Source organism: Marinifilum breve, from assembly GCF_003202155.1.
GTDB classification, from domain to species: domain Bacteria; phylum Bacteroidota; class Bacteroidia; order Bacteroidales; family Marinifilaceae; genus Marinifilum; species Marinifilum breve.
Map to the genome: position 1 here is coordinate 190753 of NZ_QFLI01000009.1, position 22430 is coordinate 213182.

Annotated in this window: 14 protein-coding genes; 8 read left to right on the top strand and 6 right to left on the bottom strand. The window is 34.8% G+C overall.

What is annotated here, in order from left to right; genetic code table 11:
* The first annotated feature begins 4 nt into the window (after window positions 1-4).
* The 7 genes from DF185_RS18035 to gcvH all read left to right on the top strand — a co-directional run bounded on the left by DF185_RS18035 (window position 5) and on the right by gcvH (window position 13088).
* On the top strand, window positions 5-1000 hold the full coding sequence (locus DF185_RS18035) for a DUF4837 family protein (protein ID WP_110362229.1): 996 nt from the start codon (window positions 5-7) through the stop codon (window positions 998-1000).
* A gap of 3 nt (window positions 1001-1003) precedes the next feature.
* A complete protein-coding gene (locus DF185_RS18040; protein ID WP_110362231.1) occupies window positions 1004-1384 on the top strand; it encodes a hypothetical protein in 381 nt (126 codons plus the stop codon).
* Between the two features lie 132 nt (window positions 1385-1516).
* Window positions 1517-2956, top strand: coding sequence for a leucyl aminopeptidase family protein (locus tag DF185_RS18045; RefSeq protein ID WP_110362233.1), 1440 nt, complete (start codon window positions 1517-1519; stop codon window positions 2954-2956).
* A gap of 180 nt (window positions 2957-3136) precedes the next feature.
* Window positions 3137-4195, top strand: a complete 1059-nt coding sequence (pdxA, locus tag DF185_RS18050; protein ID WP_110362235.1) for a 4-hydroxythreonine-4-phosphate dehydrogenase PdxA — start codon at window positions 3137-3139, stop codon at window positions 4193-4195.
* 145 nt (window positions 4196-4340) lie between these two features.
* Complete coding sequence (gene ruvA / locus DF185_RS18055) at window positions 4341-4922, top strand: Holliday junction branch migration protein RuvA (RefSeq protein ID WP_110362237.1); 582 nt, start codon at window positions 4341-4343, stop codon at window positions 4920-4922.
* 45 nt (window positions 4923-4967) lie between these two features.
* Window positions 4968-12509: a T9SS outer membrane translocon Sov/SprA gene (gene sov, locus DF185_RS18060; RefSeq protein WP_110362239.1), complete on the top strand. Its 7542-nt coding sequence runs from the start codon at window positions 4968-4970 to the stop codon at window positions 12507-12509.
* 204 nt (window positions 12510-12713) lie between these two features.
* A complete protein-coding gene (gene gcvH / locus DF185_RS18065) occupies window positions 12714-13088 on the top strand; it encodes a glycine cleavage system protein GcvH (protein WP_110362241.1) in 375 nt (124 codons plus the stop codon).
* 58 nt (window positions 13089-13146) lie between these two features.
* Here the strand turns inward: gcvH and DF185_RS18070 are convergent, their stop codons facing one another.
* From DF185_RS18070 to rimP, 6 genes are all read right to left on the bottom strand, one after another.
* A complete protein-coding gene (locus DF185_RS18070; protein ID WP_110362243.1) occupies window positions 13147-14352 on the bottom strand; it encodes a hypothetical protein in 1206 nt (401 codons plus the stop codon).
* Between the two features lie 4 nt (window positions 14353-14356).
* Window positions 14357-14959, bottom strand: coding sequence for a hypothetical protein (locus DF185_RS18075; protein ID WP_110362245.1), 603 nt, complete (start codon window positions 14957-14959; stop codon window positions 14357-14359).
* The gene (locus tag DF185_RS18080) at window positions 14937-15476 is read right to left on the bottom strand and encodes an RNA polymerase sigma factor (RefSeq protein WP_110362247.1); all 540 of its coding nucleotides are present in this window, start codon (window positions 15474-15476) and stop codon (window positions 14937-14939) included. The genes DF185_RS18075 and DF185_RS18080 overlap by 23 nt, the downstream gene beginning before the upstream one ends.
* 445 nt (window positions 15477-15921) lie before the next feature.
* Window positions 15922-18921: a translation initiation factor IF-2 gene (infB, locus tag DF185_RS18085; protein WP_110362249.1), complete on the bottom strand. Its 3000-nt coding sequence runs from the start codon at window positions 18919-18921 to the stop codon at window positions 15922-15924.
* Window positions 18922-18989: 68 nt separating this feature from the next.
* Complete coding sequence (gene nusA, locus DF185_RS18090) at window positions 18990-20222, bottom strand: transcription termination factor NusA (protein WP_207784690.1); 1233 nt, start codon at window positions 20220-20222, stop codon at window positions 18990-18992.
* A gap of 20 nt (window positions 20223-20242) precedes the next feature.
* Entirely contained in the window at window positions 20243-20707 is a 465-nt protein-coding gene (gene rimP, locus DF185_RS18095; protein WP_110362253.1) for a ribosome assembly cofactor RimP, read from the bottom strand.
* A 345-nt stretch (window positions 20708-21052) separates the two neighbouring features.
* Between rimP and DF185_RS18100 the strand changes: the two genes are divergently transcribed.
* Window positions 21053-22312, top strand: a complete 1260-nt coding sequence (locus DF185_RS18100; protein ID WP_110362255.1) for an HD domain-containing protein — start codon at window positions 21053-21055, stop codon at window positions 22310-22312.
* The last annotated feature ends 118 nt before the right edge of the window (window positions 22313-22430 follow it).

The window sequence follows — 22430 nt, forward strand, 5'->3', positions numbered from 1 at the left end:
AATTATGAGAAAAATAATAAATATAACACTTCTTTGTGGGCTTGTTATAGTAAGCGCAGTGTCTTGTAAAAAGACAACCAAAGGTTTAAGACCAGTTGTGACTGGAGGATCTGGCGAGGTCTTGGTTTTAATAAATGATGCATTGTGGGAAAGTGCAGTGGGTGATACACTAAAATCAATTCTTAATGACACCCAGTTGGGATTGCCACAAGATGAGCCGGTTCTAGATGTTATTCATATCAATCACAATGCTTTTAGTAGTATGTTTAAAACTCATCGTAGTATCTTAGACCTTAGAGTTTCTTCTAAAGTTGAGAAAAGCAATCTTGCTGTTAAGGATGAACTGTATGCTAAAACTCAGTCATTCATGAAGGTTGAAGCAAAAAACAATAAAGCAATGATTGAATTATTGCTAGAGAATAGAAATAAAATTGTGGCATATTTCCTATTGGGAGAAAGAAATAGAAAGATCAAAACCTTTAGAAGAAATGTAGTTCAGGAAATATTTGAGAAGGTGAAATCAAAATATCAGTTTACACTTTCCTTTCCATCAGGATATAAAATCAATAAAGATGAATCTGATTTTCTTTGGATAAGCAATGAAACACCAACAACCAGCCAGGGGATGTTTATCTATTCATACGATTATCTTTCAGAAGATATGTTTTCAAAAGATCAGATTATTAAAAGAAGAAACAATTTATTAAAAAAATATGTTCCTGGACCTTCAGAAGGAAGTTATATGGCAACTGAAATGTCATACCCAATTCTTTCCAGACAATTTGATTTTGAAGGAAACTATGCCTACGAAACTCGCGGGCTTTGGCAAGTAGAGAATGATTTCATGGGTGGTCCTTTTGTAAGTGTAACCTTTCTTGATGAGAAGAACAATAGAGTAATCTGTATGGATTCTTACGTTTATTATCCTAACAATAATAAGCGTGAGATGTTACGAGAACTGGAAGCAATTATGTATTCATACGATAAAACCAATAAATAAGAAATGAATTTGCCCGATTATAAAAATCTAAGTATCGAACCATATCGCAATCGCGAAGAAATAATTCGACAAGTTGCTGCGCAAATTGAGAAAGATTTTGCTCAGTTTGGTTTAGAAGTACAATTTTCGGGCGAAGTGGATTATGCATATGAAGAATTGTTTTCTCAATTAAGAGAACATTTGATTTGGCTTTTGGATAGAGATTATCATCGATTGGTTTTATTACTTTATCAGATTGATTTGAGTGAAAAGCAAATTATGCAGGCTGAGGCTCAATACCCTGATGTGCCAAAATCAGATTTACTCGCCGAATTGGTGATTCTTCGAGAGTTGAAAAAAGTTCTGATAAGAAATTACTTTAAAGAGAATCCAGATAAATTATAAAGAAAAACCGCAGCTTCAGAGTTGCGGTTTTTCTTTTGGTTAGATTTGAAGCAAAGAAAAGATTTTTAGTATTTTTACTTAACTTCAAAAGTGGTTTTGACACAAAAACCTCTTCATCTTAAATATTAACACATGAATATAGATTTACTTACACCGAATATTTCAGTAGATGCAAAGAATGTATTCTACTTGGCAAGAATTGAGAATTATAAAAGTCTTCCTCTAACCGAAAATGAAATTCAATATCTTACTCAGCAAGTTGAGAATGAAGTTTCGTTGATAGAACTCAATCAATATACAAGAAAGATTTTTGTACATGTTAGTTCGATAGAAAATCCGAAGTACAAAGATAATGAGAAGATGAGGAAACTTGGCAATGCTCTTCATTCAAAGGTTCAAGAGAGTAAAATATCAGAGCTTGTAGTGGTTGATTTTACTTTGAAAAAGGAAGTAGTTTTACCAATTTTAGAAGGATTGTCTTTGAGTAACTATCAGTTTATAAAATATTTAAAGGATACTAAAAAAGTTAAGCATTGTCTTGGTGAAGTTCATGTTCAGAGCGATGTGCTTGATGAAAAGGATATGGACGAATTGAAGGCAGTTTGTGAAGCAGTAAAGCATGCCCGTAATTTGGTAAATGAACCATTAAGTTTTCTAACTGCTCAAAAATTAAGCGAAGAGATCAAGAGAATGGCTGATGAATCAGGCTTTTGTGTGGAAGTTTTTGAAAAGAATAAGATTCAAAGCTTAAAAATGGGAGGTCTTCTGGCGGTAAATAAAGGAAGTATTGATGAACCCACTTTTTCGATTTTGGAATGGAAGCCCGGAAATGCAAAGAATACCAATCCAATTGTTTTTGTTGGTAAAGGGATTGTATACGATACAGGAGGTTTAAGTTTGAAGCCTACCAAGGACAGCATGGATTTAATGAAATCGGATATGGGAGGAGCAGCTTCTGTAGCTGGAGCTTTGTATGCAATTGCAAAAGCAAAACTTCCCGTTCATGTAATTGGTTTAATTCCTGCTACAGATAACCGTCCTGGAGGAAATGCTTATGCTCCAGGTGATATTATTAAAATGCATAATGGGCTAAATGTTGAGGTTTTAAATACCGATGCCGAAGGAAGATTAATACTGGCTGATGCTTTAAGTTATGCGAAAAAATATGATCCTGAATTTGTGGTTGATTTGGCAACTTTAACCGGAGCTGCTGCAGTAGCAATTGGTAAATATGGAGTTGTAGCCATGGGGAATGAAGAAAGTGCCGATAAGATGGTACAACTTAAAAACTCAGGAAACAATACTTATGAAAGAGTAGTGGAGTTTCCATTTTGGGAAGAATACGGTGAGCTAATAAAATCAGATATAGCAGATTTAAAAAATATTGGTGGTCGTGATGGTGGAGCTATAACAGCCGGGAAATTTTTGGAACATTTTACAGACTATCCTTGGGTTCATATCGATATTGCAGGTCCTGCTTTCCTTGGTGCAACAGATAATTATCGAGGAAAAGGAGGCACTGGTGTTGGTGTTCGTTTGTTGTACGATTTTATAAAAAATTATCAATCATAAGGAATCATTAAAAAGATAGTTAGGATTAAGGGATTCTTGCTATTTTTGTAGTCGCAAGCTAAGTTTTCTTTTGGGATACAATATCTTGCACATATGAACTGATTAAGTTCTAATACTGTTTGAGATGTGATAAACTTGATTTTTACAAGTCGCACATGCCAGACTAAATATCTTAAACTCATGAAGAATACCAAAATAAAGGTCGGAATAACTCACGGTGATATTAACGGAATTGGTTACGAAGTAATCATTAAAACCTTAATGGATAATAGATTGTTTGAACTTTGTACTCCTATTATTTATGGTTCGCCAAAAGTTGCTGCGTATCATCGTAAAGCATTAAATATCGATAATTTTAGCTTGAATAATATTAAAGAAGCACATGAAGCACATCCGAAGCGTGCAAATATCATTAATTGTGTAGATGAGAATATTAAAGTAGAGCTTGGGAAATCTACAAATACTGCTGGAGCTTCTGCTTTTCAAGCATTAGAATCAGCTGTTGCGGATTTGAAAAAAGGAGCAATTGATGTTTTAATTACTGCACCAATAAACAAAAAGAACATTCAGTCGAAAGACTTTGAATTTCCTGGTCATACAGAATACTTGGAAGCCAAGTTAGAGTCTGGAAAATCATTGATGTTATTACTTAGTGATAAATTGAGAGTAGGTGTGGTTGCTGGTCATGTGCCAATTTCGAAAGTTACAGAGAAAATTACCAAAGAAGCAATTCTTGAAAAGCTTGAGATCTTGAATGAATCACTGCTAAAAGATTTTGGAATTCAAAAACCAAAGATTGCAGTTTTAAGTCTAAATCCACACGCTGGCGATAATGGCTTAATTGGTACTGAAGAACAAGAGATTATTATTCCTGCTCTGGATACAGCAAGAGAGAAAGGAATCATGGCCTTGGGACCATTTCCTGCTGATGGCTTTTTTGGTTCGGATGATTATACCAAGTTCGATGCAATTTTAGCGATGTATCATGATCAGGGATTAGCTCCATTTAAAGCATTAGCTTTCGATTCAGGTGTTAACTTTACGGCGGGACTTTCAGTAGTAAGAACTTCGCCAGCTCACGGAACAGCTTATTCAATTGCTGGAACTAATGTTGCTTCTGAAGTTTCTTTCCGCGAAGCTCTGTATTTGGCGTTGGATGTTTATAAAAACAGACGCATGTATAAGCAGATAAGTAAGGACCCGCTTAAGCCTGCTGAGAATGTGAAAAACGTGCAATAAAAGAATTAACAAAATTATAATAAGAGCGGTTAAATGTTAATCGCTCTTTCTTTTTTTGTTAAAAGCCTATCTTTCATTATTAAAATTGCATAATTTTGCATATTTTAAAATCCTTAAATTCCCAGAATAATCTAATTCTTAATTTATGTTTGAGTACATTAAAGGTGAACTCGCCGATTTAACACCAACATCAGCTATTATAGAAAATAATGGCATTGGATATTTTATTCATATTTCATTAAACACATACAGTCAGTTATCAGGGCATAAAACTGTACAATTGTATCTTCACCAGGTGGTTCGTGAAGATGCTCATATGTTATACGGTTTTATAGATACTAGAGAAAGAGAAATTTTTCGTCATCTAATTTCTGTATCAGGAGTTGGTGTAAATACTGCCAGAGTGATGCTTTCTTCTTTAAGTCCGTCGGAAATTCAAACAGCAATTTTGTCGAATAATGCCAAAACTTTGCAAGGTGTAAAAGGTATTGGTGCGAAATCTGCGCAACGAATTATAATTGAATTAAAAGATAAACTAGGAAAAGAATCGGAGATATTAGAAATTTCCCTTCCTCAGGACAATACCAACAAAGAAGAAGCGTTATCTGCTTTAGTGATGTTAGGTTTTGCAAAGAATGCTGCATATAAAGTGGTTGATAAAATCTATACTGCTAATCCAACATCAAGTGTTGAGGATTTAATAAAATTGGCTCTGAAACAATTATAAACTAACATCGTATTTGCTTTACTAACCTAAGGAAATCTAACTTAATTGAAAAAACTATTAAAATATACTCTAAGTCTCTGTTTAGTAATATTTTGTTTTGTAATAAAGAGTAATCAATCGGTTAATGCTTATGCTTATCAGGTTGATTCGAAATTTGGTGCATTTCAACAGCAAGACACAATCCTTCGTTCAGGAAGTGAAAATAAAAGGTTTATAAATCCAAAATCACCTTTTAATAAAGATAATCCAAACGCAAAGAATGATTCTCTTCGTTATCCATTTGATGATGAAAATGATAATCTTGAATATGGTTCACAGCTGAATTCTCCGCTCTATTTGAAGGATCCAAGTAATATTAAAACTTCCATTAAGTACGATCCTGCAACTGGCAATTATATTTTGGTAAAAACCATTGGAGATATGAATTATCGCCGTGCAATTACCATGACTGCGGAAGAGTATGAGCAATATGTTGCGGAAAATTCCATTCGAGATTACTGGATGCAAAGAAGTAGAAACGATGGAGCAGGAGGGAATAATGAATTGGTTCCTGATATGAATTTTGGTGGCCAGTTTATTGATAAAATATTTGGAAGCAATACGATAAAAATAAAACCACAAGGGTCGGCAGAATTAACATTTGGAATTAGTACTACCAATGTAGAAAATCCAACTTTACCAGAAAATTTGAGGAAAACAACCAGTTTTGACTTTGATGAAAAAATCCAGATGAACGTTACCGGTACAGTTGGAGAAAAGTTGAAGATGGATGTGAATTACAATACTGAGGCTACTTTTGATTTCGAAAACCAGATGCGTATAGAATATACTGGTGATGAAGATGAAATCATAAAAAAGGTAGAGGCGGGTAATGTTTCTATGCCAATTTCTAATACTTTGATTACTGGTGGTCAGAATCTGTTTGGTGTAAAAACTCAAATGCAATTTGGGAAATTAGGTGTTACGTCTGTTTTTTCTCAGCAAAAAGGAGAAACCGCAGTTGTTAATTTGGAGAATGGTGCGCAAAAAAATGAGTATGAGATTTCTGTTGATCAATATGAGGCAAACCGTCACTTTTTCTTGTCGAAGTATTTTTACGATACCTATGATAAAGCATTGGAGAATTTACCTGTTATCAACTCGGCAGTATCTATTAATAAAGTTGAAGTTTGGGTAACTAATAAGACTTCAAACTTTCAAGACTCACGAAATGTTGTCGCTTTTGTAGATATTGGTGAAAGTGCTGCTAATATTAGTAATGCAATTTTTTCGCAGACAGGGACTGGAGTTTTGCCAGATAATGAATTGAATGATGTTTATCAACAAATGACAGAGATCTATTCAGACATTAGAGATGTTAATAAAGTAACAGAAACTCTTGGACCTTTAGCGCCTGGTTTTACGAGTGGTAAAGACTATGAAAAAGTAGAAAATGCACGTAAACTTTCACCATCGGAATATACTATTAATGAGAAGCTAGGATATATATCGCTAAACCAAGCTTTGAATGCCGATGAAGTTTTGGCGGTTGCTTATGAATATACCAATCGTGGTCAAGTCTATCGTGTTGGTGAATTTACTTCAGATGGTGTTAGTGCACCACAGTCATTGGTAATGAAGCTCTTGAAAGCGACTAACCTGAGTCCTAAAATGCCAACCTGGAAGTTGATGATGAAGAATATCTATAACATTGGAGCTTATCAGGTAAATCAGGAAGATTTCGTTTTGAACATCATGTATCAGAACGATCAGGCAGGATCAAAAGTGAATTATATACAGGTAAAAGAGAGCGGTCCTGATCAGGAAAAAACGGAGATTTTATTAAAACTATTAAATTTAGATAGGCTGAATTCTCAACTGGATCCAGGTTCTGATGGAATGTTTGATTTTATAAATGGTATTACCATTTATAGCAATAATGGTAGAGTAATATTTCCAGTAATTGAACCTTTTGGATCATATTTAAGAGGGAAAATTGAAAGTAGTGCGCTGGCAGACAGGTATGTTTTTGAAGAGCTGTATGAGAAAACGCAAAATGAAGCTCAACAAATAGCAGAGAAGAATAAATACTCCTTAAAAGGGAGTTACAAATCATCTTCAAGTTCAGAAATTTCTTTAAATGCTTTAAATGTTCAACCAGGATCGGTTAGGGTAAAGGCAGGAGGAAGAGAATTGGTTGAAAATATTCATTATACGGTGGATTATACACTGGGTCGTGTTAAAATTATTGATCAAGCTTTATTAGAATCAAATACACCAATTAGCATTGAATCGGAAAACAATTCGCTGTTTAATATTCAAACCAAAACCCTTCTTGGTGTTCAAATGGATTATCAAGTTAATGATAATTTTAACCTTGGGGCAACGGTAATGCATTTGTCTGAACAACCATTAACTCAAAAGGTGAATATTGGTGATGAACCAATATCGAATACCATTTGGGGATTAAATGGAAGTTACGAGACAGAATCGATGTTCTTAACCAGAATGGTGGATAAATTACCATTTATTGAGACGAAAGAGCCATCAAGAATATCGGTTGAAGGTGAATTTGCACAGCTAAGACCGGGACACAATAAATCAATTGGAGGTTCAGGTACTGCTTATATAGATGATTTTGAAGGGACCCAGACTTCTATAGATATGAAAAGTTTGAGTTCTTGGGTATTGGCTAGTACTCCGCAAAATAATGATGCGCTCTTTCCTGAGGGAAATCTAAGCAGTGATTTAGCATATGGTTTTAATCGTGCAAAATTAGCATGGTATGTAATTGATCCATTATTCTTGCGTAATAATTCGGCAACTCCAAGGCATATAAAAGCAGATAAAGAACAACAGTCGAATCATTTTGTACGTGAGATTTTTGAAGAGGAAATTTGGCCTAACAAAGAAAGAGCATCAGGTGTTCCAACGAATATTTCAGTATTAAATCTTGCATATTACCCTGATGAAAAGGGGCCTTATAATTATGATGTTGATGGCCAGGCAGGTGTTTCACAAGGTATGAATCCTGATGGAACGTTAGAAGCGCCGGAAACACGTTGGGGAGGGATAATGAGGAGAATAGAAACCAACGATTTTGAAGCTGCAAATATTGCATACATTGAATTCTGGATGATGGATCCTTTTGTATACGATAAGACTCATAAAGGAGGAGATTTATATTTCAATTTGGGTAATGTTTCAGAGGATATTCTTAGAGACTCAAGAAAATCATTTGAGAATGGTTTACCTACTAGTGAAGATCTTACTTTGGTGGATAATACAGTCTGGGGACGTGTTCCAAAGATTCAATCACAAGTGATTGCATTTGATAACAATACGAATGCCAGGAAGTATCAGGATGTTGGTCTGGATGGGCTTAACTCTGAAGAGGAAGTTAGTTTCTTTGATGAGTACATTCAGCAAATTGAATTATCTGCCAACCTAGGTGTTGGTTCAGGTGCTTATGTAAATGCTATAAGTGACCCTTCGGGAGATGATTACCATTATTTTAGGGGTAGTGACTATGATGCCGATGAAGTAGGTATCTTGGAAAGATACAAGAGATATAATGGGCCAGAAGGAAATTCACCAACTTCTGAATTATCAACAGAACCTTATCCAACTTCAGCAACAACATTACCAAATGTTGAAGACATTAATAATGATCAAACTTTAAGTGAAACAGAAGCTTATTATCAATATCGTGTACATCTTGAACCTACAGGAATGGAAGTTGGTAATAATTTTATTACCGATAAAATTACCAGTACTGTTGATTTGGCTAATGGAACGCAAGGAACTGTTGATTGGTATCAATTTAAAATCCCGGTTAATGAATTTGAAGATCAATTCGGAAGTATTTCGGATTTTACTTCCATTCGATTTATGAGAATGTTTCTAAAAGGATTCGAAGAGGATGTAATTATGCGTTTTGCAACTCTGGATTTAGTTCGTGATGATTGGAGAAAGTATGAGCAAGCTTTAAATGAGGATAAAGATGATGCTGTGATTTCGGATGCAAACTTTGATATAACTGCAATTAATATTGAAGAGAATGCCTCAAAAGAGCCAGTAAACTATGTGCTTCCTCCAGGAATAGATAGAGTTGTAGATCCTAGTAATCCTCAATTAATACAATTGAATGAACAAGCTATTTTGCTAAAAGTGACTGATCTTGAGAATGGAAAAGGTAAAGGTGCATATAAGACACTTAGCATGGACGTTCGTAAGTATGGAAAACTTAAAATGGATGTTCATGCAGAAGAAATTAGTGGTTTACCACTAAGGGATAATGAACTTACAGCCTTCATTCGATTGGGATCAGATTATCAGGACAACTACTATGAATATGAAATTCCTCTGAAATTAACCGCTCCTGGCGTGTATAATGGGGACAACGAAAATGACAGGTTAGCAGTTTGGCCAGATGAAAATAGGTTTGACTTTAAATTGAGGTTATTCCAAACTATTAAGCAATTACGAAATAATGCGATGAGAGCTGCAGGTTCAAGTGTCGATTACCTTACTGTTTATGATGCTGCTGTCAATGAATTATCTAACGATAATGATCCTATTAAAGATGGACACAGAGTTCGAATAAAAGGTAATCCTAACCTTGCCAATGTTAGAACTATAATGATAGGGATTAAAAACCCACTTGAAGATATCACAGGAAGTGATGATGATCAGCCAAAATCAGTAGAAGTTTGGATGAATGAATTACGTTTGTCTGATTTTGATGAAGATGGAGGTTGGGCTGCGAATTTAAGAGTAACCACCAAGTTGGCAGATTTGGGTACTGTAACTTGGTCTGGAAGTCAAATTACCTCAGGATTTGGAGGTATAGAAGATGGCGTAAATGAGCGCTATAAAGATGATATTTTCCAATATGATTTTTCTGCAAGTTTGGAGTTAGGTAAATTTTTCCCTGAAAAGTCAGGAGTAAGAATTCCGATGTACTATGCAATTTCAGAAGAAACTGTTACCCCAGAGTATGACCCACTGGATCCGGATATTCCTTTGGATATAGCTTTGGAAAATGCAGAAAGTAAAGAAGAAAGAGAAGATATTAAGCATCGATCACAAGAATACACAAAACGAAAAAGTTTCAACCTTACAAATGTTAGAATCGAGAAGCAGGAAGGTAAAGCAAAATTGCTAGATGTTTCGAATTTATCGATGACTTACTCATATAATGAGACTTATTCGAGAGATGTAAATACCACTCTGGATTTGGAGAAAAATTATCGTGGTGTTCTTAGCTATAATTATACTGAGCGTCCGAAAATTGTTCAGCCGTTTAAAAAGGTAAAAGCCTTTCAAAAACCTATGTTTAGGTTGCTAAAGGATTTTAACTTTTATTATATGCCAACACAATTGTCTTTCCGTTCGGATATTCAACGTTACTACCACGAAATAGAAAAAAGAAATATCGAAGAACCAGGATTGAAAATTGATCCATCATATGATAAAGATTTTATTTGGTACAGATATTACGATTTAAAATACAACCTGACTAAAGGTTTAAAGTTTGATTTTTCGGCAACAAATACTTCACGTATAGATGAACCAGATGGTATTGTTGACAAGCATAGAGATCGTGATGCTTATGAAATTTGGAAAGATTCGATTTGGAATAATTTAATGGATGGTGGACGAAATATTAAATACCACCATAAGTTCAATGTGACTTATACAGTTCCGATTAATAAGATTCCTCTGTTTAACTGGACTTCGCTTAATGCACGTTATTCGGGAGCTTATGACTGGAATGCGGGTGCAATAACAGCTGATACAATTGAATTGGGTAATACCATTCGAAATTCGAATAATATTCAGCTGAATGGTCAATTAAAAATGACAAGTTTGTATAATAAAGTTGGCATTTTAAAGAAAATCAATCGCAAATACAATTCGAACCGTAAGTATAAAAAGAAAACCAAATCCTACAAGAAGGTTAATTATGATGGTAAAGTTGATGAATTGAAAGCAGGAGTACCTGTTTCCATCTATCACAAATTAATGACAGAGGATGTTACCATTAGAGCCTACGATAAGTTAGGAAAAGAGGTGAAAATTAAGGTTAAACCTGTTACTGGAAATCGAGCTAAAATAACAGCATCTCGCACTGTTAAAGATGTAAGGGTACGTGTTACCGGAAAAGTTACCGAGAAAGATAACGTATTTGCTGTTATTGGAGAAAACTTCCTTAGAACATTAATGAGTGTGAGGAATATTAGTGTTAATTATTCTGAAATTAACTCTACAACTTTGCCTGGATATTTGCCACAAACCAACTATTTTGGGGGGGAATCATTCAATGGAACAAAAGCTCCTGGATTTGGTTTCTTAACTGGTCAGCAAGATAAAAACTTTGCGCGTAGAGCTGCTGATAAAGGTTGGATTACAACAGATCCTACAATGAATGACCCATATGTGATGAGTCATACTCAGAACTTTTCAATTCGTAGTACAATTGAACCTTTTAAAGGATTGAAAATTGATCTTACTGCAAATAGAAATTATTCGAGAAATAGAAGTGAGTATTACATCTATGATAAAACTAATGACAGGTTTAATAATGAGAACCTTGTAAAATCAGGAAATTTTAGCATGAGTTTCTTAAGTTTAAAATCGGCATTTTTTACCATTGGTAATACTGGAGATTATTCGTCGGAATATTTTAATAAATTCCTTGAAAATCGAAAAACTGAATCATTGAGGTTGGCTCAACAACGTTATGGTGCATCCTATGAGAATGAAGAAATTTTGGATGATAATAACGAAGGTACAGGATATTATAAGGGGTATACTTCAACATCACAGGAAGTATTAATTCCAGCTTTCCTTAAAGCATATGGTAATGTTGGAAGTGGCTTCAACAAATTGTTCCCTGGAATTGCTAAAATGAAACCAAATTGGAGAGTATCTTTCGAAGGCTTGTCAAAAATTCCATTTATCAGACGTTATTTTAAATCCATAAACTTGAGCCATGCATATACTTCAACTTATGATGTTGGTTCCTATACAACAAATTTATCTGCCGAAGTAGATGAAGATGGATTTTTAGCAATAAATAAAATTACTGGTAATTTTTACAACTTGTACGATGTTAATTCCATATCGATTAATGAGCAGTTTAACCCATTGATTAATGTTGATATGATATGGAAAAATAACTTCTCAACGAGTTTTGAAATCAAGCGTACGCGAAATTTGATCTTAAGCCTTTCGAATACACAGTTAACTGAAGTAGCTTCGAACGAAATGATTTTTGGTATGGGATATCGATTTGATAATTTCGGAATGATAATTGGATCTGGTTCTCGTCAGAAGAAATACAATTCAGACTTGAACTTAAGAGCAGATTTATCAGTTAGAAAGAATAGCACCATTATTAGAAAGATTGTTGATGAAGTGGATCAGTTGACTTCTGGACAAAAGGTAGTGACCTTAAAATTTAGTGCAGACTATGTTTTAAGTAACAGATTTAATTTGCGATTGTATTACGATAGGATTGTAAATACACCATATATATCTCTTTCTTATCCTACTACAACCACAGAGTTTGGGGCAAGTATAAGATTTACATTAGCAAATTAATAAAGTGTTTAAGAGCAGGTTGAAAACAAGAATATTTTTCATGAACTATTAATATTCAATAGGTTTATTGTATGATATTGATCTAGAATGTGATAAAGATCATACAATCATTAGTTGATTTACTCAATTACTAATATTTAATTATTGAAAAAAAACTGTAAATTTGGAGCAGTTTATAAACCTCTTTTAAAACAACATACTATCATGAATGTACCAGAAAATTTGAAGTACACTAAAGATCACGAGTGGGTACGTGTAGAAGGCGAAGAAGCTTTTATTGGTGTTACTGATTTCGCTCAGGGAGAACTAGGAGACATCGTTTTTGTTGAAGTAGAAACTGAAGGCGAAGAATTAGATCAAGAAGAAGTATTCGGAACTATCGAAGCTGTAAAAACTGTATCTGACATGTTTATGCCAGTTGGTGGTGAAGTATTGGAATTCAACGAAAAGTTGGAAGATGCTCCAGATTTGATTAACTCTGATCCTTATGGTGAAGGTTGGATCATCAAAATCAAATTGGCTGATACTGCTGAGTTAGAAGAACTACTTTCTGCTGAAGCTTACAAAGAATTACTATAATAGTATTCTGAAAATATAAAGAAACCCTCGCACAGCTTGTGTGAGGGTTTTTTCTGCATTAAAAGTTAAAGGAAACACCAATTCCAAGAAGAAACTTTTCGTCGTGAAAGGAATAGTTAAACTCTGGCTGAATAGCAATTCCGTTAGAGAATCCATACTTAAAGAACATCCTTCCTGTATCTTTTCCATAGATATCTCCTTCTCGTTTTACCAGATAACCAAAACCAGCACCTATCCAATTCTTTTTTTCTAATAAATCATCAATGTTTAGGTCCAAAAAGGCATCAAGGAAAACATTGTTTCTGATTTTATTATCTTGACCAAATGATTTTAATTGAGTCCTTAATCCAAGTTTTGAGGAATATTTCATTTGCTCGTTAAATTGAAGATAGAAAGATGCACTAGCATCTGCAGATAAACTTCCTTTTACAATGGAAGCTCCAACACCAGCATCCATTCCCAATTTTAGAAATCTGGGCCTCTCAATTACTTTTTCACCAAGGTTTCGTTCATATATAAATTCACCATTTTCTTTTTTATAATGTAACCTAGAAAAATATTGGTAGTAACGTCCTTTTAAAAATCTTTCTTTCTCACTTGTTAAAAACTCTTTGATTTCATCAAAATCAAACTCGTCTATTTCTTGCAAATTTGTTACATATAATTTTACGCTCCACAGTTGTTCTTTAATTTCTATAATATGCTGCCATTGTACTTTATTGTAGAGTTTATTTTTTACAATTAAATACTCTCTGTCTTCGTCAGAAGTTTTCCTTTCATTAACTGTAAGTTTATGTTTTTTCTTGATTTTACCTTTGTAGTAGTTTTGGAAAATAGTTTGTAGTAAGCTATCTCGTTTTTCTTTAGATAGACCGGACTCCTTTCCTTCTTGATTTTTTAGCTTTATGGTTTCAAAAAATTCATCGGAGTATAGATTTGGTCTTTGAGAAAGAAGAGTTATGTGATATTTTTTATCCTGTTTTAAAGGAATTTCTTTAATTTTTTCCTTAAGAATTTTAAAATCCATATTTATTGGATTCCAAAAGCGTTTATGAGAAAATTCATTATTTACTGACCCAAAAATATTATACCAAGAATAGCTTATTTCCATTTTCTTTCCATTTCCGTAATCCAAGAAAAGTGTGTCTCGTTTATTTGATAAACCCCATTGGTAGTTTTTAGGAGCATTAAACATTTTTCCTTGTGCTTTAATATTAGGAATGATTAATACGATTAGAATAAGTAGAATTAATATTTTTTTCATGACTTTAATTTTTAAAGAGTTTGCCAATCTTTCTTGCAAATGATTTGCTGTTAGATTGTTTATTTGTGTTGCTAGCCAAACGATCACTTTCATAGTAAACAGGCAGGTCGAGTTCCGGAATCTCGCTCTCTGTTTCCTCTATTTTTATTCGTTCGACAATTTGTATGTATAGTTTATCGTCAACATTATTTTTAAAAATTATCGGCTGATTAATAACTATTGTTGGAAGTTGCGGTAAAGCAACCTGTTTGGGCTTTTCCATTTGGGCAATACTCGATTTTGAAATGGAATCGATCAGTGAATAATTTTTACTTTTAATATTCTCATTTTCGATGTGTAGCGTGGAAATTAACTGCTCTTGATTACCTATATTTTGATTTTGTATTTTTATGGTGTTGTATTGCTGATAATGTAAGTAGATAGAGGATCCAAGTAATAGGATCAATATAGCCGCTGCAAATTTCCATTTTCGCTCTTTCGATTGCTGATTGATTCTTCCATCGATTGAAGAACGTAGCCTATCCTTGTCGAAATGTACATTTGAAGGCAATTTCGATTGGTTTTCCAAATTATTTTTAATGATACTATCCAACGAGTTCGGTTGCATAATTCAATGATTTTAGTTGTGACTTTAAAATATTTCGTGCCCGAGTAAGCTGCGACCTTGAGGCACTTTCGCTAATATGAAGAATCTCCGCAATTTCTTTGTGCGCATATCCTTCGATAACATAAAGGTTGAATACCGTACGGTATCCGTCAGGCAAGTTTCTTACAAGACTTAAACAATCGTCCATGCCAAGTTTATTTTCCACTTCAGGCGATTGATTGGACGAAGTCTCAATAAAAGAAATGTTTTCAGATAATGTTAAACGTTTTTGTTCTCTTAAAAAGAGTAAACTTTCGTTTACCATGATCCGTTTTAACCATCCTAAGCTAGCTTTATCATTTTCATAGGTGAAATCATCTAAAGCTTCATAAACCTTGATAAATCCTCTTTGTAAAACTTCTTCAGCATCGAATTGAGATACAACATAGCGAAGAATCAATAAAAACAATTGCTGAGAATGATTCTCATAGATCTTATTGAAAATGGTCTTCTTATTTTTTAGAAAAAATTTCTTCATTCGTGCTTGTTTAGCATTTTACCAATATTGAGGATATGATAAGTTTTTGCAATTTACATATAGAATACATAAGTAATTAAAAACGCTGCATGGATATTTATTTTTTTGAAAGATTTACCTCTTTTACCAATTGAGGAGTTACTTTTTTGGGAAAATGATCTGCTCAGTCAATTGAGGAGCTACTTTTTTTGGAAAATGATTTGCTCAGCCAGTTGAGGAGCTTCTTTTTTGAGAAAATGATGTGCTCAGCCAACTGAGGAGCTTCTTTTTTGGGAAAATGATCTGCTCAACCAATTGAAGAGCTTCTTTTTTGGGAAAACGATCTGCTCTGCCAATTGAGGAGCTTCTTTTTTGAGAAAACGATTTGCTCAGCCAATTGACGACAATGCCTAAACAAAAAAAGCAGCCCATTTGGACTGCTTTTTAAATATAATTGAATTGTATATTACAATTTCTTCTTTACTTCTACTTCTTCGAATGCTTCTACCATATCGCCAACTTTTATATCGTTGTACTTGTCGATATTCAAACCACATTCGTAACCTTTCACAACTTCTTTCGCATCGTCTTTGAAACGCTTCAACGAACCAAGTTCTCCGGTGTAGATAACAATACCGTCGCGAATCAGGCGGATCTTAGAACTACGCTTGATCTTACCATCACGAACGATACATCCGGCAATGGTACCAACCTTAGAGATTTTGAATGTTTCAAGAACCTCAACAGTAGCAACGATTTCTTCCTTGATTTCAGGAGAAAGCATACCTTCCATTGCTGATTTCAACTCTTCGATCGCATCGTAGATGATTGAGTACAGACGGATATCGATTTCTTCTTTCTCAGCCAATCTACGTGCTCCAACTGAAGGACGTACCTGGAAACCTACGATAATTGCGTTAGATGCAGTTGCTAACATTACATCCGATTCAGAAATCTGACCAACAGCTTTGTGAATAACATTCACCTGAATTTCTTCAGTAGAAAGCTTGATCAATGAGTCAGAAAGTGCCTCGATAGATCCATCCACATCACCTTTCACAATCACGTTCAACTCCTGGAAGTTTCCGATTGCAATACGACGACCAATCTCGTCAAGGGTAATGTGTTTCTGAGTACGAAGTCCTTGCTCACGTTGTAACTGCTCACGCTTGTTAGCAATGTTACGAGCTTCCTTCTCACTCTCCATTACGTTGAAGTTGTCACCAGCTTGTGGAGCACCATTCAAACCAAGAATCAATGCTGGTTCAGATGGACCAACTGCGTCGATCTTGTTTCCACGTTCGTTAAACATCGCTTTTACGTGACCTGTATAACTACCTGCCAATAATACATCACCTACTTTCAAAGTACCTGCTTGTACCAATAGAGTAGTTACGTAACCACGACCTTTATCTAATGATGATTCGATTACCGAACCAACAGCACGTTTATTTGGATTTGCTTTGGCTTCTAGCATTTCAGCTTCAAGCAATACTTTTTCCAATAAGTCTTCGATATTGATACCGTTCTTTGCTGAAATCTCCTGACATTGATACTTACCACCCCAGTCTTCAACCAAGTAGTTCATATTAGCCAATTCTCCTTTGATTCTTTCAGGATCAGCTCCCGGCTTATCAATTTTGTTGATTGCAAATACAATTGGTACACCTGCTGCACTTGCGTGGTTGATTGCCTCAATGGTCTGTGGCATCACGTTGTCATCAGCAGCTACAATAATAATTGCAATATCGGTTACTTGAGCACCACGAGCACGCATCGCTGTAAAGGCTTCGTGACCTGGTGTATCAAGGAAAGTAATCTTTCTTCCATCGTCCAATGATACATTGTATGCACCAATGTGCTGAGTAATACCTCCGGCCTCACCGGCAATTACGTTAGCATGACGAATGTAGTCCAAAAGGGAAGTTTTACCGTGGTCAACGTGACCCATTACCGTTACAATTGGTGGACGTTCAACCAAATCTTCCTCTTTGTCTTCCTCTTCTTCAATAGATTCTTGAAGTTCAACACTTACGAATTCTGCTTTGTAACCAAACTCATCAGCTACAATTGCAATGGTTTCAGCATCCAATCTCTGGTTGATCGATACAAATAAACCAAGTCCCATACATGTTGCAATAATATTGGTAACAGGTACCTCCATCATAGTTGCCAATTCGTTTACAGTAACGAACTCGGTCAACTTCAACACGTTCTTTTCTGCTGCAGCCTGTTCAGCTAATTCAGCTTGTTTAGCACTTGCTTGTTCTCTCTTCTCACGACGGTGCTTAGAACCTTTCGACTTACCACCTTTAGAAGTTAATCTTGCAAGTGTATCTTTAATTTGCTTTTGTACATCTTCATCGCTAACCTCTTTCTTAACTACTTTTTTCTTCTTTAGTTTTTTGAACTTGTTAGCTTGAGCTCCTTGCTGTTTTCCTTGAGGTCTGCCTTGCTGACCACCTTGTTGTTTTCCTTGCTGACCACCTTGTTGTCTTCCTTGTTGACCACCTTGCTGATTACCAACGTTAACTTTTTCGCTATCCTTTTTAATTCTTTTGCGTTTTTTACGTTGTTGGTTACCTTGCTTGTCTTTGTTGGTAGACTTTTTCTCTACAGGCAATTCAATTTTACCAATTACAGTAGGACCAGAAAGTTTCTGAGTAGAAGATTTAAAAATTTCTTCTTTTTCTACTGGCTTTCCTTGAGCTTGTGGCTCTGCAGATTGTTCCTTAGCAGGTTGCTTTTGTTGAGGAGCTGACTTTTGCTTTTCTCTTCTCTCCACTTCTTTCTCCGCTTTTGTCTTTTTAGCAGGTCTTGTTTTTTGATTTAAAGAATCTAAATCAATTTTCCCTACTACTTTAAGCTCTTCCTTATTTTCTTGTTTTTCAGTTTGAGCTGCTTCCTCTTTTTTAGGGCTTTCCATTTTAACAGTTTGAGCATCTTTTGCAGGCGTAGCCGGCTCTGATGGTTTTTCAGTTACTTCTTTTTTAACGGTCTGAGGTTTTTCCTCAACCTTAGGAGCTTCTGCTTTGGCAGGTTTCTCTTCAGGTTTCGAAGGAGCTTTTTCTTCTGTTTTTTCTGGCTTTTCCTGTTTTGCTTTAGGTTTCAATGCATCTAAATCGATTTTACCTACAACTTTAACAGGATTTTTTGCCGGAGCTTCTTCTTCAGTTTTTTCAACAGTTGCTTCTTTAGTACCTTCTTCCGATTTCGGATCGATAGAAACAGTTTCTTTCTTTTCTCGGGTACTTTTCAAATTTACTTTCTCCGATTCTTTCTTAAGGTTCAAATCAGAGCTATACTCTTTTGCCAGAATATCATAAGCGTCATCTGAAACCTTGGTATTCGGATTAGAATCAATCTCAATACCTTTTTTATTCAGAAAATCGACAATAGTAGATATCCCAACATTGAATTCTCTTGCTAGTTTACTAAGTCTTTTATTTTTATTGACTTTTGCCATATTTTGAAGTTAACTGTTAAAATGTGCCGTTTTCAATAATTTGTGAGGAACTGTCCTTAAAAATCTGACTATTCAAATTCGGATCTAAAAATATCTAAAATTTCGTTAATAGTCTCTATCTCAAGATCAGTTCTTTTCTCTAGTTCTTCAGCTGATAGTTCCAATACGCTTCTTGCAGTATCGCAACCAATTTTCTTTAACTCATCGATAACCCAAGCTTCGATTTCGTCAGTAAATTCTGAAAGATTTACATCTTCCTCAGCTTCTTCCTCTGTTTTCTCACGATATACATCAATTTCGTATCCTGTTAATTGGCTTGCAAGTTTAATATTTAAACCGCCTTTACCAATTGCCAATGATACTTCTTCTGGATTCAGATAAACATCTGCGCGAGCATCTTCTTCGTTAATTTGAATAGAAGATATCTTTGCAGGGTTAAGAGCTCTTGTGATATATAATTGCTTATTGGCAGTGAAGTTGATCACGTCAATATTTTCGTTTTTCAACTCACGAACAATACCGTGAATTCTCGAACCTTTCATACCAACACATGCTCCAACCGGATCAATTCTTTCGTCATACGATTCAACAGCAACTTTTGCTCTTTCACCAGGTATGCGAACAATTTTCTTGATGGTAATCAATCCATCAAAAATTTCAGGAACCTCAAGCTCAAATAACCTTTCAAGGAATACTGGAGAAGTTCTTGAGATAATAATAAGAGGACTGTTGTTTTTCACTTCTACACGAATTACAACAGCTCTGATCGATTCTCCTTTACGGAAGTAATCAGAAGGAATTTGTTCTGTTTTTGGAAGGATCAATTCATTTCCTTCATCATCCAAAATCAAGATTTCCTTTTTCCAGATTTGGTAAACCTCACCAGTTACAATTTCACCAATTCTGTCTTTATAATTATTAAAGATGTTATCTTTCTCTAATTCTAAAATTCTAGCCGAAAGGTTCTGACGCAATGTTAAAATAGAACGTCTTCCAAAGTCAAGGAATTTTACCTCGTCGGTTACCTCTTCGCCAAGTTCATAATCTTCATCAATCTTCTTAGCTTCCGAAAGAGAAATCTGAAGATTTGAATCTTCTACTTCTCCATCCGCAACTACTTCACGGTTTCTCCAGATTTCAAGGTCACCTTTGTCTGGGTTGATAATAATATCGAAATTTTCATCGGTACCATAGTTCTTTAAAAGAAGATTTCTAAATACATCTTCCAAAACACTCATCATGGTAGCACGATCGATGTTTTTCAATTCTTTAAATTCTGAAAAAGTCTCAATAAGATTCATGTTATTCAGCTGTTTACTTGTTAAAAAGTAATGATATCTTTTGTTGATTTAATTTGATCAAAAGCAAAACTGTAGGTATTAACAACAATTTGTTTCTTCTTTTTACCTTCAACTTTTACTTTCTCCTCAACTTCAATTTCTATCTCGTTTTCACCTACGGTGATTAAATTTCCTTTGTGTTTTACACCTTCGGTGGTAAGTACTTCAACTTCTTTCCCAATGTTTTTGTGGTATTGTTGAATTACTTGAAAGGGTTGACCAATTCCTGCTGAAGCTACCTGAAGTTCAAAGTCTTCAACATCGCGGTCAAAGTTCTTTTCGATTGCACGACTTAACTCAATACAGGTGCTAATTGGTACACCTTCCATACTATCAATCATTATTGAAATTGCATTACTTGTAGAAACAGTAACCTCCACGACGAACAAATCTGTGTCGGCAATTTCTTTTTCAACAATTTCAAGTACAATTTTTTTATCAATCATATATCGGTTAATGTCAATAAAATAGGGGACTTCCTGCCCCCTAAAGTACACGTTATTCTTACTTTTCGATGCAAAATTAGAGATAAATGTTTTAAAAAACAAATGGCATTCCTCTAAATTATTGTATTCTAACTGCTAAAGAAAATTTTTTTGATATTTTATTGCTGATTATTATAAATTCCGACGGATTAAAAATCTATAATGAACAGTCCGATAAATAATTATCAAATTGGAGAGATTCTATGATTGATATATTAAAAAAGAAAACTAATTATTGAATTTTTCATGTATAGGCTTTTATAATGGGTTTTTATACATTTGTTTACAACCAATATTCATCTGTTTATGTCAGAACAATTTACTCCCAAGAAAAAGATTGTAAACGACCCAGTACATGGTTTTATTCACATTCCTATAGGGATTTCGCATGAATTGGTAGAGCACCACTATTTTCAGCGACTGAGAAGAATAAAACAATTGGGTTTGACTTACTTGGTTTTTCCCGGGGCTTTCCAAAATCGCTTTCAACACGCTTTGGGCGCAACCCATTTAATGGGAATGGCCATTGAGGTATTGCGATCAAAGGGTAACGAAATTACAGAAAAAGAAGCAGAAGCAGTTCATGCAGCCATTCTGTTGCACGATATTGGTCACGGTCCGTTTTCACATGCCTTAGAATACAGTATTGTCAATGGTATAACTCATGAAAAACTTTCAGAGCTGTTTATGAGTCGTTTAAATAAGCAGTTTGAAGGAGAATTGGATACAGCAATTCAAATATTCAAAAACGAGTATCCTAAAAGGTTTTTAAATCAATTGGTTTCCAGTCAACTTGATATGGATCGCCTGGATTACCTGAGAAGAGATAGTTTTTTCTCAGGAGTTACTGAGGGAGTTGTTGGATCGGCCAGAATCATTAAAATGCTGGATGTTCGAGATGATAATTTGGTTGTAGAGGAGAAGGGAATTTATTCTATTGAGAAATTTTTAATTGCCCGTAGGTTGATGTATTGGCAGGTTTATTTGCACAAAACAGTAATTGCTGCAGAAGAGATGTTGGTGTATATATTAAAGCGTGCAAAATATTTGGCTGAGCGAGGCGAGGAATTATTTGCTACGCCTGCATTACGATATTTTCTCTACCACAAAATAGGGATTACTGATTTTGAAAGTGAAACTCCTTTGCTCGATGGGAAAAATGCATTGGATATTTTTGCTGAGCTAGATGATGACGATTTAATGGTATCTATAAAGGTGTGGTCGAATCATTCGGATCGAGTTCTTTCCTATTTATGCAAATGCATAAGAGATCGTCAGTTGTTTAAAATTGAAATACAGAAAAAGCCATTTTCGCAAGACTATATCCATAAAGTAAGATCAGGAATTAAAGAATATTTTGGTTGTTCTGAACATGCTCTTGATTTTATTGTCATCAATGGAATGATCAGCAACAATGCATATACTTCTGAAGATCATATCAACATCCTCCATAAAGATGGATCCGTTTGCGATATCGCAGAAGCGTCAGACATGATGAATATTGATGTACTTTCGAAAACGGTTAAAAAGTTCTACCTGTGTTACCCGAAAATTAAGATTTTGTAATGTTTAATTTGGGATTTGTAATTACCAGATAATCAAATAGAAATAAATCTGCAGTGGGGTCTGAAAAGCAAAAAAATTTTATGTGCATGAAATAATTGTTAGATTTGCAGAAATTTTT

What these genes read in the sequence shown, in the direction of transcription:
- DF185_RS18035 (WP_110362229.1), top strand. Translation starts at nt 5, where the DNA reads ATGAGAAAAATAATAAATATAACACTTCTTTGTGGGCTTGTTATAGTA.
- DF185_RS18040 (WP_110362231.1), top strand. Translation starts at nt 1,004, where the DNA reads ATGAATTTGCCCGATTATAAAAATCTAAGTATCGAACCATATCGCAAT.
- DF185_RS18045 (WP_110362233.1), top strand. Translation starts at nt 1,517, where the DNA reads ATGAATATAGATTTACTTACACCGAATATTTCAGTAGATGCAAAGAAT.
- pdxA (WP_110362235.1), top strand. Translation starts at nt 3,137, where the DNA reads ATGAAGAATACCAAAATAAAGGTCGGAATAACTCACGGTGATATTAAC.
- ruvA (WP_110362237.1), top strand. Translation starts at nt 4,341, where the DNA reads ATGTTTGAGTACATTAAAGGTGAACTCGCCGATTTAACACCAACATCA.
- gcvH (WP_110362241.1), top strand. Translation starts at nt 12,714, where the DNA reads ATGAATGTACCAGAAAATTTGAAGTACACTAAAGATCACGAGTGGGTA.
- DF185_RS18070 (WP_110362243.1), bottom strand. Translation starts at nt 14,352, where the DNA reads ATGAAAAAAATATTAATTCTACTTATTCTAATCGTATTAATCATTCCT.
- DF185_RS18075 (WP_110362245.1), bottom strand. Translation starts at nt 14,959, where the DNA reads ATGCAACCGAACTCGTTGGATAGTATCATTAAAAATAATTTGGAAAAC.
- DF185_RS18080 (WP_110362247.1), bottom strand. Translation starts at nt 15,476, where the DNA reads ATGAAGAAATTTTTTCTAAAAAATAAGAAGACCATTTTCAATAAGATC.
- infB (WP_110362249.1), bottom strand. Translation starts at nt 18,921, where the DNA reads ATGGCAAAAGTCAATAAAAATAAAAGACTTAGTAAACTAGCAAGAGAA.
- nusA (WP_207784690.1), bottom strand. Translation starts at nt 20,222, where the DNA reads ATGAATCTTATTGAGACTTTTTCAGAATTTAAAGAATTGAAAAACATC.
- rimP (WP_110362253.1), bottom strand. Translation starts at nt 20,707, where the DNA reads ATGATTGATAAAAAAATTGTACTTGAAATTGTTGAAAAAGAAATTGCC.
- DF185_RS18100 (WP_110362255.1), top strand. Translation starts at nt 21,053, where the DNA reads ATGTCAGAACAATTTACTCCCAAGAAAAAGATTGTAAACGACCCAGTA.